Annotated in this window: 10 protein-coding genes and 1 pseudogene; 10 read left to right on the top strand and 1 reads right to left on the bottom strand. The window is 74.1% G+C overall.

Annotated features, from left to right (window positions below):
* Nucleotides 1-123: 123 nt before the first annotated feature.
* From EKD16_RS26515 to EKD16_RS17715, 8 genes are all read left to right on the top strand, one after another.
* Complete coding sequence (locus EKD16_RS26515; RefSeq protein ID WP_131099407.1) at nucleotides 124-324, top strand: DUF362 domain-containing protein; 201 nt, start codon at nucleotides 124-126, stop codon at nucleotides 322-324.
* Nucleotides 325-367: 43 nt separating this feature from the next.
* Nucleotides 368-958 carry a precorrin-8X methylmutase gene (locus EKD16_RS17745; RefSeq protein ID WP_131099406.1) on the top strand — a complete coding sequence of 197 codons (591 nt, stop codon included), beginning with the start codon at nucleotides 368-370 and terminating at the stop codon, nucleotides 956-958.
* Nucleotides 959-1084: 126 nt separating this feature from the next.
* Nucleotides 1085-2020, top strand: a complete 936-nt coding sequence (locus EKD16_RS17740; protein WP_131099405.1) for a sirohydrochlorin chelatase — start codon at nucleotides 1085-1087, stop codon at nucleotides 2018-2020.
* On the top strand, nucleotides 2010-3065 hold the full coding sequence (gene cobC / locus EKD16_RS17735) for an Rv2231c family pyridoxal phosphate-dependent protein CobC (protein ID WP_131099404.1): 1056 nt from the start codon (nucleotides 2010-2012) through the stop codon (nucleotides 3063-3065). The genes EKD16_RS17740 and cobC overlap by 11 nt, the downstream gene beginning before the upstream one ends.
* 121 nt (nucleotides 3066-3186) lie before the next feature.
* A complete protein-coding gene (cobT, locus tag EKD16_RS17730; protein ID WP_207391335.1) occupies nucleotides 3187-5961 on the top strand; it encodes a nicotinate-nucleotide--dimethylbenzimidazole phosphoribosyltransferase in 2775 nt (924 codons plus the stop codon).
* 194 nt (nucleotides 5962-6155) lie between these two features.
* Nucleotides 6156-7466: a uroporphyrinogen-III C-methyltransferase gene (gene cobA, locus EKD16_RS17725; RefSeq protein WP_131099403.1), complete on the top strand. Its 1311-nt coding sequence runs from the start codon at nucleotides 6156-6158 to the stop codon at nucleotides 7464-7466.
* Between the two features lie 32 nt (nucleotides 7467-7498).
* Nucleotides 7499-9331, top strand: coding sequence for a dynamin family protein (locus tag EKD16_RS17720; RefSeq protein WP_131099402.1), 1833 nt, complete (start codon nucleotides 7499-7501; stop codon nucleotides 9329-9331).
* A complete protein-coding gene (locus tag EKD16_RS17715; protein ID WP_131099401.1) occupies nucleotides 9328-11877 on the top strand; it encodes a GTPase in 2550 nt (849 codons plus the stop codon). Before EKD16_RS17720 ends, EKD16_RS17715 begins: the two co-directional genes overlap by 4 nt.
* 124 nt (nucleotides 11878-12001) lie before the next feature.
* On the opposite strand, the pseudogene EKD16_RS17710 reads toward EKD16_RS17715, so the two are convergent.
* A pseudogene (locus EKD16_RS17710) lies at nucleotides 12002-12100 on the bottom strand (helix-turn-helix domain-containing protein); the annotation flags it as partial.
* A 929-nt stretch (nucleotides 12101-13029) separates the two neighbouring features.
* Between EKD16_RS17710 and EKD16_RS17705 the strand changes: the two are divergent.
* Nucleotides 13030-14448, top strand: a complete 1419-nt coding sequence (locus tag EKD16_RS17705) for a sensor domain-containing diguanylate cyclase (protein WP_394347346.1) — start codon at nucleotides 13030-13032, stop codon at nucleotides 14446-14448.
* A gap of 114 nt (nucleotides 14449-14562) precedes the next feature.
* Entirely contained in the window at nucleotides 14563-15618 is a 1056-nt protein-coding gene (locus EKD16_RS17700; RefSeq protein ID WP_131099400.1) for a DUF4192 domain-containing protein, read from the top strand.
* The last annotated feature ends 35 nt before the right edge of the window (nucleotides 15619-15653 follow it).

Below are 15653 nucleotides of genomic sequence, written 5' to 3'. Positions count from 1 at the left end.
GCGAGTGCCGCCGAGAGCCTGACCGAAAGGCCGTGTACGCTGGGCGGGCGCCGCGCCTGAGGCCCGCCGCCCAGCCCGGCGGGAGACGTCCGCAGCCTCGGCGCGACAAGGGAAGGAGGCGCTGTGGGCCACCCCGGCCGAAGTGGTGCACCGATCGCTGTGACATCGTCGTGCACGGCCTGCGGCGCCTGTCTTTTGACGTGTCCGGAGCACGCTCTGCGTCCCGAGCGCGGCCGGCCCGCGGTACTGGCCGAGGTGTGCACGGGCTGCCTGGAGTGCGTCGAGGTCTGCCCGGCCGACGCCATCGCGGTTCTGACGGGCTGACCGCGCCCGGCCCGAGCTGTTCGAGCGAGGAGGCGACACGACGGTGGAACGGCGGATACACCCCATCGAGGCGGAGTCCTTCGCCATCCTGCGCTCCCGTATCGACCTGGGCCACCTGCCGCCGTTGAGCCGGGCCGTCGCCGAGCGGGTCATCCACTCCAGCGCCGACCTCGACTACGCCGCCGATCTGGCGATCGACGACACCGCCGTCAAGGAGGCCGCGCAGCGCCTGGCCGAGGGCGCGCCGATCGTGACCGACGTCGCCATGGTCGCGTCGGGGATCACATCCCGCGATTGCGTGTGCCACATCGCCGACCCGCGTGCCGATCGGCTGGCCCGCACAGCCGGGATCACGCGATCCGCCGCCGCGGTACGCACCGCCCACGCCGAGGTCGGCCCCGGAGCCGTCTGGGTGGTGGGCTGCGCGCCCACCGCACTGGCCGAGATCATCGCCCGCCGGGTCGAACCGGCGCTGGTCGTGGGGCTGCCGGTGGGCTTCGTCGGTGCCGCCGAGTCCAAGGCCGAACTGCGCGCCAGCGGGCTGCCGCAGGTGAGCAACGTCTCGGAGAAGGGCGGATCGGCGGTCGCCGCGGCCGCGGTGAACGCCCTGCTGTACGGTCCCGTGCCGGACTGAGCGCGCCCGCCGACCGCGACACCCCGCGTCGCAGAGCGGCTCCCCGCCATCTCCCCCCACCCGAAGAGTCGGACGACGCGGCCTGAGAGCCTGTCCGAAACGCCCCACTCACCAGTTAGGAATCGGATGCAGCCTCCCCTGTTGCTGGTCGGACACGGAACCCGCGACGACAAGGGTGTCGCGGACTTCGAGGCGTTCGTCGAGCGCCTGGGCCGCCGCTTCGCGGACCGCGAGGTCGCCGGGGGATTCATCGAACTCTCGCCGCCCCCGCTGACCGAGGCCGTCGGCGACCTCTACGCCAAGGGCCACCGCAGCGTCGTCGCCGTGCCGATGATGCTGGTGGCGGCCGGGCACGCCAAGGGCGACATCCCCGGTGCGCTGACTCGCGAGAAGGAGCGCCACACCGGACTCGACTACGTCTACGGACGTCCGCTAGGCCCCCACCCCACGGTGCTGCGCCTGCTGGCCGAGCGCCTCGACGAGGTCCTCGGCGAATCCGCCCCCGCGACCGCCGGCGCCTCCGACGGAGCGGAGGGCGGCACCGCCGTACTGCTGGTCGGCCGAGGCTCCACCGACCCCGACGCCAACGCCGAGGTGTGCAAGGTGGCGCGGCTGCTGCAGGAGGGCCACGCGGCCGGGCGCGGCGTCGACTTCGTCGAACCCGCGTTCATCTCGCTGGCCTGGCCGAGTGTGCCCGAGGGACTGGAGCGCATCCGCCGCCTGGGCGCCCGCCGCATCGTGGTGCTGCCTTACTTCCTGTTCTCCGGTGTGCTGCCCGACCGAGTCGCCGACCAGACGCTGGACTTCGCCGGCGCCAACCCCGAGCTGGACGTCCGCTGCGGCCCGGTGATCGGCGACTGCGACGGGCTGGCCGACGTGATCGCCGAACGCTACGACGAGGCCCGTGCGGGCGACATCCGGATGAACTGCGACACCTGCGTCTACCGCATCGCCCTGCCCGGCTTCGAGGACAAGGTCGGGGCAGCCCAGACGCCGCACCACCACCCCGACGACCCCGCGCACGGCCACGGGCACGGCCATGGGCACGGGCATGGCCACTGAGGAGTCGGGTCTGAGCGCCGGCGGGCGGGCGGAGCCCGACCTGCACCACCACGGCGACTCCGAGGCGGCCCCGGGCCTGCTCGACTTCGCCGTCAACGTCCGCGAAGGCACCCCGCCGACCTGGTTGACCGAGCGCATCGCGGCGTCGCTGGCCGACGTCGCCGCCTACCCCGACCCGGCGCCGGCCCGCGACGCGGTGGCCCGCCGCCACGGGCGCGACATCTCCGAGGTGCTGCTGACCGCGGGGGCGGCGGAGGCTTTCGTGCTGCTGGCGCGGGTGCTGCACCCGCGGCGCGCGGTCGTGGTCCATCCCCAGTTCACCGAGCCGGAGGCGGCGCTGCGCGCGGCCGGACACCCGGTCGAGCGCGTCGTGCTGGAGGCACCGCGCTTCGAACTGGACCCCGGCGCCGTCCCCGCCGACGCCGACCTGGTCATGGTGGGCAACCCGACCAATCCGACCTCGGTGCTGCACCCGGCCGCCGCACTGCGGTCCCTGGCCCGGCCCGGCCGCACGCTCGTGGTCGACGAGGCTTTCGCCGACTGCGTGCCCGGTGAGGCCGAGTCGCTGGCCGACCGCGCTGGCGTGCCCGGCCTGGTGGTCGTGCGGAGCCTGACCAAGACCTGGGGGTTGGCCGGGCTGCGCGCGGGCTATGTGCTGGCCGAGGCGCAGACGGCGGCCCGCCTGGCCGAGGCGCAGCCGCTGTGGTCGGTCTCGACGCCCGCCCTCGCGGCGACCGTCGCCTGCTGCGAGCCGCAGGCACTCGCCGAGGCCGAAGAGTGGGCGTGCCGGCTCGCCGGCGAGCGCGCCGAACTCGCCGCCGACCTGGCCGCCTGCGGGCTGCGCGTCACGCCGGCGGCGTCGGCGTCGTTCCTGCTGGCCGAGGCCGACGACGGGGCACGGCTGCGCGAGCGGCTGCGCGCGGCCGGAATCGCCGTCCGGCGCGGCGACACCTTCCCCGGTCTGGGCCCCAACTGGTTGCGCGTGGCGGTTCGCGAGCGGCCGACGGCTCTCCGACTGACGCGAACTCTGGCAGAGTTGCTGTGAGTTGCTGTGAAGTCGCCGTGGTGCGGCGGGTATGTCCGCGGAGTCGCGAGAACGGCGATGCGTGTGTGTCCACTGCTGCCGACAGCCGGCCGGTGCCGCCGGCGCGCCTTGGGGGGACGAGATGACCGGTGAGGACCACCGGCGCCGAAGAGGCGCCGACGAGGAGGGCGACCCCTCGTCGAAAGGGCTTCTCGACGACCTGCCCGAGACCGGGCGCGGCTCCGGTTCCGGCTCCGGCGCCGCGCCGCCGTCCTCGGGCCGGCGCCCGGCGCAGCAGCGCCCCAACCCCTTCACCACGCCGGAGGACCGGCGACACGGCGGGGGTGGCGGACCCCGGAGCGGGCGCTCGGAGCAGCCCAACGTGATCCCCTTCCGCGGCGGGGGCCACGAACGCGCCGGCGACGAGCGCACCGCGGAGCCGGCGCAGGCCCGCCACGAGCAGCCGGGTGAATCCCGCGAAGCCGACGAGGGCGGCGAGATGGGCGAGGGCGAGCGTTCCACGGCCCGTCAGGGGGCGGCGCCGGAACCCGAGCCCTCCCGCCGGCCCCAGCCCGAGCGGTGGGCCAGACGCCTCTCCGAGCTTGCGAAGCCGACCGCCCCGGGGCAGACCGGGAGTTCCCCGCGCGAGACCGAGCCGACCCATGGGGGCCGCCACGAGCCGGACCCCGAGTCCGCCCCGGGACCCCGGGAGACGGCCGAACCCGCTGCGGAGCCCGTTCCCTACCGCACTCCGGGCAACCGACCGGAGCACGAACCCGCGCACGCCCGCGCGGACGAGCGCGCCGACGCGCCCCGCACCCGTGCCCGTCCCGCCCCGATGGCGCCGCAGTACCCGCCGCCCTCCCGGACCGCGCCGTCGGCCCCCGTTGCTCCCCCCACCCGAAGCACCGGCGGTAGCGCCGCTCCCGGCCCCGACCCCGCCGACGGCGCCTCCACCGGCGGGGCGGCGCCGCCGCCCGCGCACGACGCGCGCGCCTCCAGCGGCGCCGCCCCCGGACCCCCGACCCCGAGCGAAGACGAATCTCCTGTGAACGCACACGCCGCAGCCTCCTTCCCGGAGCACTCCGACGACCCGGCCGACCAGAGCGGCGGCGACCACCGGAGTCGCGCCGGCGACCAGCCGCGCGAGCCGGAGGAGCCCGCCCACGCCGCCGAACCCGGCGAGCACGCCTACGCCGACGCAGAGCGCGAAGCCGTCTACCGCGCCATCCGCGAGCGCCGCGACGTGCGCATGGGCTTTCGGGCCGACCCCATCCCCGACCCGGTGCTGCGGCGCGTCCTCGACGCCGCCCACCGCGCGCCGTCGGTCGGCTACTCCCAACCCTGGGACTTCATCCTCGTCCAGGACGAGGACGTGCGCGACCGCGTGCAGAAACTCGTCCAGGAACAGCGCGAGGCCTACGCCCGGGCGCTGCCCGGCGCCCGCGCCCGCGCCTTCTCGGGGCTCAAGGTCGAGGCGATCCTGGACACCCCCGTCAACATCGTGGTGACCGTCGACCCGACCCGCGGCGGCCGGCACACGCTGGGCCGCCACTCCCAACCGCAGACCGCCTCCTACTCCACGGCGCTGGCCGTCGAGAACCTCTGGCTGGCCGCGCGTTCGGAGGGCCTGGGCGTGGGCTGGGTCAGTTTCTTCGAGGAGCGCGAGCTCGCCCAGTCGCTGGACCTGCCGCCGCACCTGGAAGTCGTCGCCTACCTGTGTGTGGGCTACGTCGAGGACTTCCCGCCCGAACCCGAACTCGCGATGGGCGGCTGGGCGCGCGGCCGCCCGCTGCACTGGGCGGTGCACCGCGACCACTACGGCCGCCGGGGCCTGCCCGGCGAGAAGGCCACCAGTCTGTTGGAGGAGACGATCGCGGCCATCGGCCCCCTGAACCAGCGTGCGGTCAACGAAGCCGAGGAGCGCCAGGCCGCCATGACCAAGCCGCCCGGATCCCTGGGCGTGTTGGAGGAGGTCTCGGTACGGCTGTCGGGCCTCGTAGGCGAGTGCCCACCGCCGATCCCCGAGCCCGCGGCGGTGGCGATCTTCGCCGGCGACCACGGTGTCCACGCTCAGGGGGTCAGCGGCTGGCCCCAGGACGTCACCGCCCAGATGGTGCACAACTTCCTGGCCGACGGCGCGGTGGTGAACGCGTTCGCCGAGCAGGTGGGCGCCGAGGTCACCATCGTCGACGTGGGCGTGGCCGCCGACCTGCCGACGGTTCCCGGGTTGCTGCCGCGCAAGATCGCCCGCGGCACCGCCGACTTCACCCGGGGCCCGGCGATGAGCCGCACCCAGGTCGACTACGCCGTCGAAGCCGGCATCGAGGTCGCCCGCGATCTGGTTTCGGCCGGCAACCGGTGCCTGGTCACCGGTGACATGGGCATCGCCAACACCACCCCCTCCGCCGCCCTCATCTCCGCGTTCACCGGTACCGACCCCGCCGACGTCACCGGCCGCGGCACCGGCGTCGACGACGCGATGCTGGAGCACAAGATCGACGTGGTGCGGCGCGGTCTGGCCGCCAACGCCGACGCTGTCGATCCGGCCGACCCCGTGGGCGTGCTGGCGGCCGTCGGCGGTCTGGAGCATGCCGCACTGAGCGGGTTCATCCTCGGCGCCGCGGCCCTGCGGGTCCCCGTGCTCCTCGACGGGGTGATCGCCGGCGCCGCCGCGCTGGCCGCGGCGGCGATGGAACCGCTGTGCCTGAACGCGTGCTTCGCCGGGCACCGCTCCACCGAGCCCGGACACGCCGCGGTGCTGTCGCACATCGGACTGCGTCCCCTGGTCGACCTGGAGATGCGGCTCGGCGAGGGGTCGGGCGCGCTCCTGGCGCTACCGATCCTGCAGGGGTCGGTGCGCGCACTGCGAAACGTCGCGACCTTCGATTCGGCGGGCGTCTCCGAGCGGGGTTGACTCGTTTGCGCATATTAGAGTGAAAGCGGCACAGGATGCGCCGGTCGGTGCCGAAACCAAAGCGTGATCCCCGTTTGACACGGTGGCATGCGGGAATCGCGCCATGCGACCCGTGATCCGTGCGAGGGCGCGGGCGCCGGCGCGCCCCGATGAGACCTAAAGGGAGCACGGCGCGAATCTGGAGGGCAGCCTCGGTGACCTATCTTCTCGGATTGCGGATGGACGGGCGCGAGGCCCTGGTCGTCGGCGGCGGCCGGGTCGCCCAGCGCCGGGTGCCGGTCCTGCTGGAGTCCGGGGCCCGGGTCACGCTCGTCGCCCCTGAGGCCACCGCCACCTTGGAGGGCCTCGCCGAGGCCGGCCGCATCACCTGGCACCGGCGCGAGTTCCGGCCGGGCGACATCGCCGAGGAGGCACTGGGTCGCTTCTGGCTCGTGCACGCCGCCACCGACTCGCCCGAGGCCAACGCCGCCGTCGCGGCCGAGGCCGAGGCCGAGCGGGTGTGGTGCGTGCGGGCCGACGACCGCCACGCCTCGGCCGCCTGGACCCCGGCCACCGGCGGCGCGGCCGGGGTCAGCGTCGGCGTAGTCGCCAACGGCGACCCCCGGCGCGCGGCCGGGCTGCGCGACGCCGTCGTCGAAGGACTGGCCGACGGGACCCTCGACGCCCGGCGCGGGCGCGAGCGCCACCGGGGTGTGGCGCTGGTGGGCGGCGGCCCCGGCGACCCCGGGCTGATCACCGTGCGGGGGCGGCAGTTGCTCGCCCAGGCCGACGTGGTCGTCGTCGACCGCCTCGCCCCCAACTCGCTGCTGGAGGCGCTGCCGGCCGAGGTGGAGATCGTCGACGCCGCCAAGATCCCCTACGGCCGGGCGATGACCCAGCAGGACATCAACGACACCCTGGTGGAGCACGCCCGCGCGGGCCGGTTCGTCGTCCGCCTCAAGGGCGGCGACCCGTTCCTGTTCGGGCGCGGCGGTGAGGAGGCCGCGGCGTGCGCGGCCGCGGGCGTGCCCGTCGCCGTCGTCCCCGGAATCACCAGTGCCCTGGCCGCGCCCGCCGCCTCCGGGATCCCGGTCACCCACCGCGGAGTGGCCCAGGACGTGCACGTGGTCTCGGGGCACGTCCCGCCGGACGATCCGCGGTCGAGCGTCGACTGGGCCGGACTGGCCCGCGCAGGCGGTACCGTCGTGGCACTGATGGCCGTGGAGCGGATCGAGGCCATCGCCGCCGCCCTCGTGGAGCACGGGCGCGAGCCGGACACCCCGGTCGCGCTCGTCCAGGAGGCCACGATGCCCACCCAGCGCACGGTGAGGGCCACGCTCGCCACCGTCGGGCGCGTGGTCCGCGAGTCTGCGGTGCGCCCTCCGGCCGTGATCGTCATCGGAGAAGTGGTCGACGTGGCCGGGGAACTTGACATACTGCACATGGGGCGTGCGGAGCCGGGGGCCGGCAGCGCCTCCGCCGATGACGCCGTCGGCGACCCACCCGAGGGGAATCGCATCTTGTGACCGCGACGACCGATGAGGAGGGCGGAAGCGCTATGTCCCGGCCGTCCGCGATGCCGGAAGCCACAGGGGCGGGCCGACCCGGGCCCCGCGCGGCCGAGGGGGCCGACGGGCACCGGGCCGCCCATGGGCGCCATGAGCGCGCCAACACCGACGCCGACGAGCGCAACGGCGCCAGACACCGGGGCGACGATTCATTCGACGCCCGATTCGAGAAGGTTCTGGAGCACCTCGGCAGCCGCATCCGCAGCATCGAGTTCGCCGAAGGCCTGCCCGGAGCCGACGAGGGCGTCAGCGCACGCCGCGACGTCCTGCACCAGCTCGACGACTACGTCCTCCCGCGCGTGCGCCGCCCCCAGACCCCGCTGCTGATCGCCGTGGCCGGCTCCACCGGTGCGGGCAAGTCCACGCTGGTCAACAGCCTCGTGGGGGAGCAGGTCACGACCACCGGGGTGCGTCGGCCCACCACCAACAGCCCGGTACTGGCCTGCAACCCCGCCGACGCCGACTGGTTCAGCGAGGCGACCTTCCTGCCCACCCTGCCCCGTGTGCGCCAGCAGGGCCTGGCCATGCCCGGCAAGGACGGCATGCTGGTGCTGGCGCCGAGCGAGGCCATGCCCCGCGGCGTCGCACTGCTGGACACCCCCGACGTCGACTCGGCGGTCTCGGCCCACCACGAGTTCGCCGCCAAGTTCCTCGACGCGGCCGACCTGTGGGTCTTCGTCACCACCAGCCGCCGCTACGCCGACGCCCGCGTCTGGGAGTTCCTGCAGGTCGCCCGCGACCGCAACACCTCACTGGCGGTAGTGCTCTCGCGGGTACCCGAACGCGGCCGCGACCAGCTCGTCGAGCACTTCGGCGCGATGCTGGAGGCCAACGGGCTGGGCAACGCCATCCGCTTCGCGATCCCCGAGACCGACCAGATCTCCGGCGAGCGCTTCACCTCCAACGTCGCCGACCCGGTACGCGACTACCTGGCCGACGTCGCCGGCGACCTCGTGCAGCGTGACCGGGTGTCCCTGCGCACCTTCATCGGCGTCATCGACAGCTTCCGCACCCGCGTTCCCGACCTCGCCAAGCAGGTGGAAGTCCAGGTCGAGACGCGGCGGGGTCTGGAGGCGGCCGTCCAATCGGCCTACGAGAGGGCCGGCGCCGAGATCGACGACGCCCTCCGCGAGGGCTCGCTGATGCGCGGCAACCTGCTGGCGCGCTGGCAGGACATCGCGTCCAGCGGCGAGCTGATGCGGATGATGCGCTCCCGCGGCAAGCGCAAGCCGCGCGGGGACGAGGACGAGGAGTCGCGCGTGCGCGGGTTGGAACGCGCCGTGCACGACGGCCTGGAGTCGCTTGTGCTCGCGTCGGCCGAGCGCGCCGTGGAAGAGGTCGCCGACCGCTGGGAGGCCGTTCCCGGCGGTGACGCCCTGGCCGAGCGCGCCGGCGGGCGCGGGCTGCCCACCGCCTTCATCGAGCGGGTCGGATCCGCCGTCGCCGAGTGGATGGGCGGAGTCGGCGAGATGATCGCCGCCGACGGTGCCACCAAGCGTTCGGTCGCCCGAGTGCTCAGCTTCGACAAGCAGGCGTTCACGCTGGTGCTGATCGTCGAGCTGCTCGGATTCGATGCGGCGGGCGCCGCGTCCGACCGCAGATCCGGCCCTTCGCCGAACAAGCTGCTCAACGGGGTGTTCGGCGCGGATTCACTGCGTAACATCAGTACTCGGGCACGTGACGACCTGCGGCGGCGGATCGGAACCCTGCTGTACGAGGAGCGCACCCGCTTCACCGACACGCTGGCCGCCGCCAAACTGCCCGAAGAGGCCGACGCGGTCCAGCTCTATCAGGCGACGTACAACCTTGAGATTGCGCGATGACGACTCATTGGAACCCGGCTCACGCGGATGAGGAGCCGGAGGCGGCGGGGAACCACGAGACCGGCCGCCCCTCGCAGGGCGAGGCACCGGGTTCTGGGCAGGAGGCGCGCAGCGGCGAGCAGGCGTGGAACGGCTACGTCGTGCCCGAGAACGACCGGGCGAACGCCGGCTGGGCGCCTCCCGCGGGCGACGCCTGGCCGCCGAGTCGGCCGGTCGGTCCGCCCCCGTCCTCCTATCCCGCGCTCCGGCGCGCTGTCGATCAGCAGTCCGGCGACGCACCGTACGATCCCGAACAGCGCGGCGGCGCCGACGCAGCAGGAGACGACGCCCCCACGGCGCCGGTCCCGCAGGTCGGCACGGAGCAGGAGCAGCCCGCCGACCGCGGTCGCGGACCGCTGCACGCGGGCGCCGGGGACGGGGACGAAGCCGCTGGGGCGGACGAGGAGTCGGAATCCGGCGAATCCGCTCCGCTGCCGAAGCGCCCGGTCCGCGACTCGGCCGAGTCCGGTCCGCGCCAGGCCCGGCGGGAGCAGGGCGCCCCGGCGGCCGCTGAAAGCCAGGGCCCCGAACGCCCCTCGCACGGCCGCCATGCCGCCGCGCGCGCCGAACCCGAGGCGCCGCGCCGCGAATCCGCCGGAGACGCCGGCGGCCGCGGCGACCCCGACGACCCCGACCGGCTGGCCGACTGGGTGGGCAGCCTGGCCGACGTCAACGAGAGCAACATGATCGCCGGGCGCCGGACCGGGCCGATGCCGGTCGTCGGAGCACACGGAGCACCCGCCGGCCAGGCCGAGTCGGCCGAACCCGAGCCCCAGGCCGAGCGCCCGCAGGGCCGCGGTACGGTCGGTACGCGGTACTGGGCCGACGACACCTACGGCGACGACGAGGAGTTCCGGCCGACCGCGGGCGAGGACCTGTGGGAACCGATGCCGGAGGTCACCCGTGAGCAGCTGATCACCCGCCTGGACGCGGTGTCGGCGCTCGTGGGCATCGGCGCCGACGATTTCGATTCCGAACTCATCGAACACGCCCAATACATGCTCGACCACGCCGGGGCCCGGCTGCGGCTGTCCGGCGAGCACACCGTCGTCGCCCTGGCCGGCGGCACCGGGAGCGGCAAGTCGTCGCTGTTCAACGCGCTGTGCGGGCTGGACTTCTCCCGTGTCGGCATCACCCGGCCCACCACCTCCGACGTGCACGCCTGCGTGTGGGGCAACGAGGGTGCCGAGGGCCTGCTGAACTGGCTGGGCGTGCCGCGGCGCAGCCGGCATTCGCGTACGAGCGAGCTGGACAAGACCAGCTCCGAGCTGTCCGGTCTCATCCTGCTGGACCTGCCCGACCACGACTCGGTGCGTGCCGAGCACACGGCCGAAGCGGCGCGGCTGATCGGCTCCTGCGACCTGCTCGTGTGGGTGCTGGACCCGCAGAAGTACGCCGACGCCGCGGTCCACCACCGCTACCTGGCCGAGATGACCGGCCACGGATCGGTCACCGTCGCCGTGCTCAACCAGGTCGACCGGGTCGAACGCGAGGAGCTGGAGGAGCTGCTGACGGACCTGCGCCGGCTGCTGGAGACCGAGTCGGGGGTGCACCCGCGCATTCTGACCACCTCGACGCTCACCGGGCAGGGCATCCGCGGCCTGCGGTCCCTGCTGGCCGAGACCGTCTCCGCGCGCCGGGCGCAGATCGACCGGCTGGTCGCCGACCTCGACCGCGTCGTCGTGGGTTTCGAGCGCTACCACGGCGACCCGGACGAAATCGGCACCGCGGTGCCCGACCGGGTGCGCTCCGGCCTCGTCGACGACCTGGTCGACGCCGGCGGCGTCGCGGCCATCGCCGACAGCGCCGAGACCGCCTACCAGCGGGAGGGCGAACGGCGGGTGGGATGGCCGATCGGCCGGTGGGCCCGCAAACTGCGTCGCGACCCGTTGCGGTCGGTCGGCGACGGCTTCAGTGGCGAAACCGAGCGCGCCGCGCCCGTCGAGGCTTACGGAGCGGGCATCGACAAGGCCGCCGTCGACGTCGCCGGCCACGTCGCCGGATCGCTGCCCGTGCCGTGGCCGCGCCGCGTTCGGGCGGCGGCGCGCAGCGGGCTCGACACGCTGCCCGATGAGCTCAGCGGAGCGGTGTCGGCTTCGGTTCCCGACCCCGACGACACGCCGACCTGGTGGCGGGCGGTACAGGCGCTGCAGTACCTGCTCGTGGCGCTCGCGGGCGCCGGCGTCCTCTGGTTCCTCACGGTCCTGGTCAGCTGGCTCGCCGGCGGCCTGACCGGCGTGCCGGTGCTGGACACCCCGCTGTTCCTCGGCTTCGCCGCAGCGGTGGCGGTGGCCACACCGGTGGCGGGGTGGCTGACCGGTACCGGCTGCGCCAACCTGATCGAAGCCTCGGCGGCCCAGCGGCGCGAGCAGGTCGAACAGCGCAGCTCCCAGCGGGCGCGCGAGCTCGCCGAGGAGCGCATCCTCGCCCCCGTCGAACAGGAGATGACCCGCTACGCCGAGTCCTGCCGGGCCCTGGCGACCGCCAAGGGGGCCACGGTCGGATAGGTGCGATGTCCCGGGAGGTTGGTAACGCGGCTGGCGGGAGTGCGGCCGCCGATCCCGGTGTGGGGACGGTGGTCGTTGTACCAGTCCGACCAATCGGGAAACGCGTCCTGGGGTGGCGCGCGATCTCGCGCACGCCTTTGTCCGCGGCGCGCAGCAGGGCGATCTCTTCTCGTTCGGCGAAGCTCAGCGACCGGGTCGACGGGCCCGCCGCAGGTGGGGGCATCACCCCGCCACGCTGGTCGAGCCACCGCCGGCCCTGCGATCTCGACACGCCTACGGTCGCGGCGGCGTCGGTGACGCAGGCTCCACGGGGCAGCGCTCTCCAGAAGCGGTGCTCGTGTTCGGCGGGCAGCGGGGGCCGCCCCCCGGGGTGGGTATTCATCACAACACCTCCGTGCGGAGCCGGTGACCCCCTGAACCCGCGGCCGGAATCCGGCGGAAGCGGAAACCGCGCAATAGATGCGCCGACCGGCCCGCGGCGGCCCAACGCCGCCCCCGGCCGGGCGCGCCACCGGCGAGCACCGGGTGCGTCGGCCGCGGACCGGACCCGGCGCCGTCCTCGGTGCCCGCCGTTCCCCGTCGGGCCACCCTTCACCCGGCAGACCACAAGGCCGCCCAGCACACCCGAGCCGCCGCCCCGTCGGCCGCCGCCACCGGCGGGCACCCGAACCGACAACCGCAGCCCCAGCCATCCGCCGCCGCTTCTCAGTCAAGACCACCCGTCACCTGGCAGACCGGCAAGGCCAAGGGCAAGTCGGCGTAGCGGATCCGAGCCGTATGGCCCGGCCGCCCACGGGAGCGGGACCGATCCAGGCGTCCACGGACACCGGGGGAGGTGGCTCGGGTGCCGAGGTAGGGGCTCGGCCCCCGGTGCCTTCGCCGTCCCGCAGCCCTCGCCCATCCTTGTGGCCGGTCGTTGATAGCACCTCCGACCTGCGGTTTCCCAGCCTGTGGCGGACGGGGTGACCGTGGCCGCCCCCCTGTGGGAGCGATTCCGCAGCGCCGGAATCCGGGGTTTCCCTGAGCGTTACACAATCGGCGATTAAAATGTCACTGACTGTGATGCAAAGTGGGGTCTCAGCAGACGCCACCGGATGAGGCGGGGCGCTCGCGCCTTGCGGCCTCACCCGGGATGGAGGCTGGGTGTCCCGAGTGCGAGCGGGGGAGATTCAGGTGGCGGTGGCCGAGGAAGGCGCGGTGAACCGCAAGCGGCTGTGGCGGCGGCCTCCTGACTCCTCGACGCTGTTGGCGCAGCCACGCGGTCTCATCGCCCTGATCGCCGCGGTCGTGGGCGGCGCTGTGCTGTTCGGCGTCTGCGCGGTGGCGTGCACGCCCATCCGCGGCGCGGAGGTGGCAACCTTCGGCGCGCTGGTGGTGTGTGCGGGGCTGTGTGTGGAGGCCATGCGCCGCCTGGGCAAGCCCTCCGGGCTGACACGCGACCTGCTGGGGGCCTGGTGGCTGCCCGCGATCCTGCTGCTGCCCCCGCTGTACTCGCTCCTCATGCCCGTTCCCGTCTACCTGCTGCTGCAGTACCGCATCCGGCGCGCGGTCGTGCACCGCCGGGTCTTCAACGCCGCCTCGGTGGCGGTCTCGGGTTTCGCGGCGTCGCTGCTCTTCCACAGCGTCGTAGCGGGCGGGTGGTCCGCCGGGGTGTCGCTGCCGCTGGAGGTCACCGAGGACGCCGTATCGACGGTCGACGGTGCGCTGGTCGCGCTGGCCTGCTGTGTGGTGTTCACAGTGCTGAACAACCTCTCCGTGGCCGCGGCGATGGTCCTCAGCGCCACGGGCGCCCCCTGGCGCAAGCTGCTGGCCGACCGCGAGGCGCTTATGGTCGACGGGGTCGAGCTGTGCGCCGGCATCACCGCGGCGATCGTGACCGGCCTGTCGCCGCTGCTGCTGGCGGTCGCCCTGCCCCCGGTCCTGCTGCTGCAGCGCAGCCTGCTGTTCGAGCAGCTGCAGAAGGCCGCCCGTACCGACCCCAAGACCGGCCTCCTCAACGCGGGCACCTGGGAGGCCGAGGCCGGCGCCGAACTCGCCCGGGTGCGCGGCGCGGGGCAGACGGCGGCGGTACTCATCATCGACATCGATCACTTCAAGTCCGTCAACGACACCTACGGCCACCTCTTCGGCGATCACGTGCTGCTAGGAGTGGCCACCACGATCACCGGCCAACTGCGCAGGCGCGACGTCGTCGGGCGCTTCGGCGGTGAGGAGTTCGTGGTGCTCCTGCCCGGCGCGGACATGGCCGAGGCCTGCCGCATCGCCGAACGCCTGCGGCTGCGGGTGGGCCGCATGGAGATCAACGCCGACGGCGAGGAGGTAGGCATCACCGTCTCGCTGGGTCTGGCCGTGCTGCGGGTGCACAGCGACGATCTCATCGGCTTGCTCGCGGCCGCGGATCTCGCCCTCTACCGGGCCAAAGGCGCCGGCCGGGACCGCGTGTGCCTGCCGGTGGTGCCGCGCCCCGCCATTCCGGCCCAGCTCGCGGTCGTCGACGACGACCCGCGGTCCGCGGACGCGCACCCCGCCACCAGCGTCGCCGCCTCCGATGCCGCCGAGTCCGACCGGTAGGAAACGCGGGGCGCGACGCCGCCGGAGCCCTGCAGCTGCTGGGGCCGCCCCCGGTTCTCCACAGCCCGGAAACCGGCGTTGCCGCGGCATGCCCCGCCCGGCGACCGTGGGTTCATGAAAAAGAACCCTGAGTCACCTCAGATCCCCGCCCGCCTCACTCTCACCGGACCGCACGACATCCTCGCGGCGGTCCCCTACATCCTCGGTTACCACCCGCGCGAAGCCCTGATCGTGCTGGGCCTGCGGGGTGATCCGCCCCGCTTGCACACCACCCTGCGCCGCGATCTCGCCACCGGAGCCGGTGCCTCCGTCGATGAGGCGGCCGAAAGCATGGCCGCCGCACTGTATACCGAGGGCTGCACAACGGCGCTCGCGGCCGGCTACGGTCCCGCGGCCGAGGTCACCCGCCAGATCGACGCCTTGCGAACCGGAGCCGAGCGTGCCGGCATCGCCGTGCGCGAAGCCCTGCGGGTGGACCAGGGACGTTACTGGTCCTACCTGTGTCACGAGCCGGACTGCTGTCCGCCCGACGGTGTAGTCTTCGATCCCGCCGTCTCGGCGGTGGCGGCCACGGCGGTCGCCAACGGCCTGACCGCCTGGCCGAGCCGGGAGCACGTCCGCGCTCACCTGGCGCCGGTGGAGGGCGCGCGGCGCGAGCGGATGCGGGCGTCCACCCGCGCGGCCGAGGAACGCGCGGCACGTCTGCGGAGCGGCGCCGAGCCGGGCGGACGCGACATCTTCGGCCCGCGGTTCCGGGCCGAGGGGGCCCGGGTGGTGCGGGCGGCCGTCGGGGCGGCCGTCCGGGGCGAACCGCCGGCGGATCCCGACCGCATCGCCTGGCTGAGTGTGCTGCTGGCATGCCTGCGGGTGCGTGACGAGGCGTGGGTGCTCATCGACCAGGAGGACGCCGCGGCTCAGCAGGAGCTGTGGCGGCTCGTGCTGCGCTACGCCGAACCCGGCTACCGCCCCGCCCCCGGCGCGCTGCTGGCCGTCACAGCCTGGGCCCGGGGCGACACCGCGCTTGCGGAGGCCGCGCTCGAACGCGTCTGGGAAGCGGACCCCTCCTACTCGATGGCCGCACTGGTCCATCGCGCTCTGCGCGCCGGGCTGGCGTGGCAGGGCTTCCCCGCCGACCGGCTGGAGTCCGCCTGGCCGCTGGAGGATCCGTGAACGCCGCCCCCGCTGTCTGGCCGTGGCACGCGCGG

Source organism: Streptomonospora litoralis (assembly GCF_004323735.1).
Classification (GTDB): Bacteria; Actinomycetota; Actinomycetes; order Streptosporangiales; family Streptosporangiaceae; genus Streptomonospora; species Streptomonospora litoralis.
The sequence above is the reverse complement of the archived record's forward strand: the minus strand, read 5'-3'. Positions and strand labels throughout refer to the sequence as shown.

What these genes read in the sequence shown, in the direction of transcription:
- EKD16_RS17740 (WP_131099405.1), top strand. Translation starts at nt 1,085, where the DNA reads ATGCAGCCTCCCCTGTTGCTGGTCGGACACGGAACCCGCGACGACAAG.
- cobC (WP_131099404.1), top strand. Translation starts at nt 2,010, where the DNA reads ATGGCCACTGAGGAGTCGGGTCTGAGCGCCGGCGGGCGGGCGGAGCCC.
- cobT (WP_207391335.1), top strand. Translation starts at nt 3,187, where the DNA reads ATGACCGGTGAGGACCACCGGCGCCGAAGAGGCGCCGACGAGGAGGGC.
- EKD16_RS17720 (WP_131099402.1), top strand. Translation starts at nt 7,499, where the DNA reads ATGTCCCGGCCGTCCGCGATGCCGGAAGCCACAGGGGCGGGCCGACCC.
- EKD16_RS17715 (WP_131099401.1), top strand. Translation starts at nt 9,328, where the DNA reads ATGACGACTCATTGGAACCCGGCTCACGCGGATGAGGAGCCGGAGGCG.
- EKD16_RS17700 (WP_131099400.1), top strand. Translation starts at nt 14,563, where the DNA reads ATGAAAAAGAACCCTGAGTCACCTCAGATCCCCGCCCGCCTCACTCTC.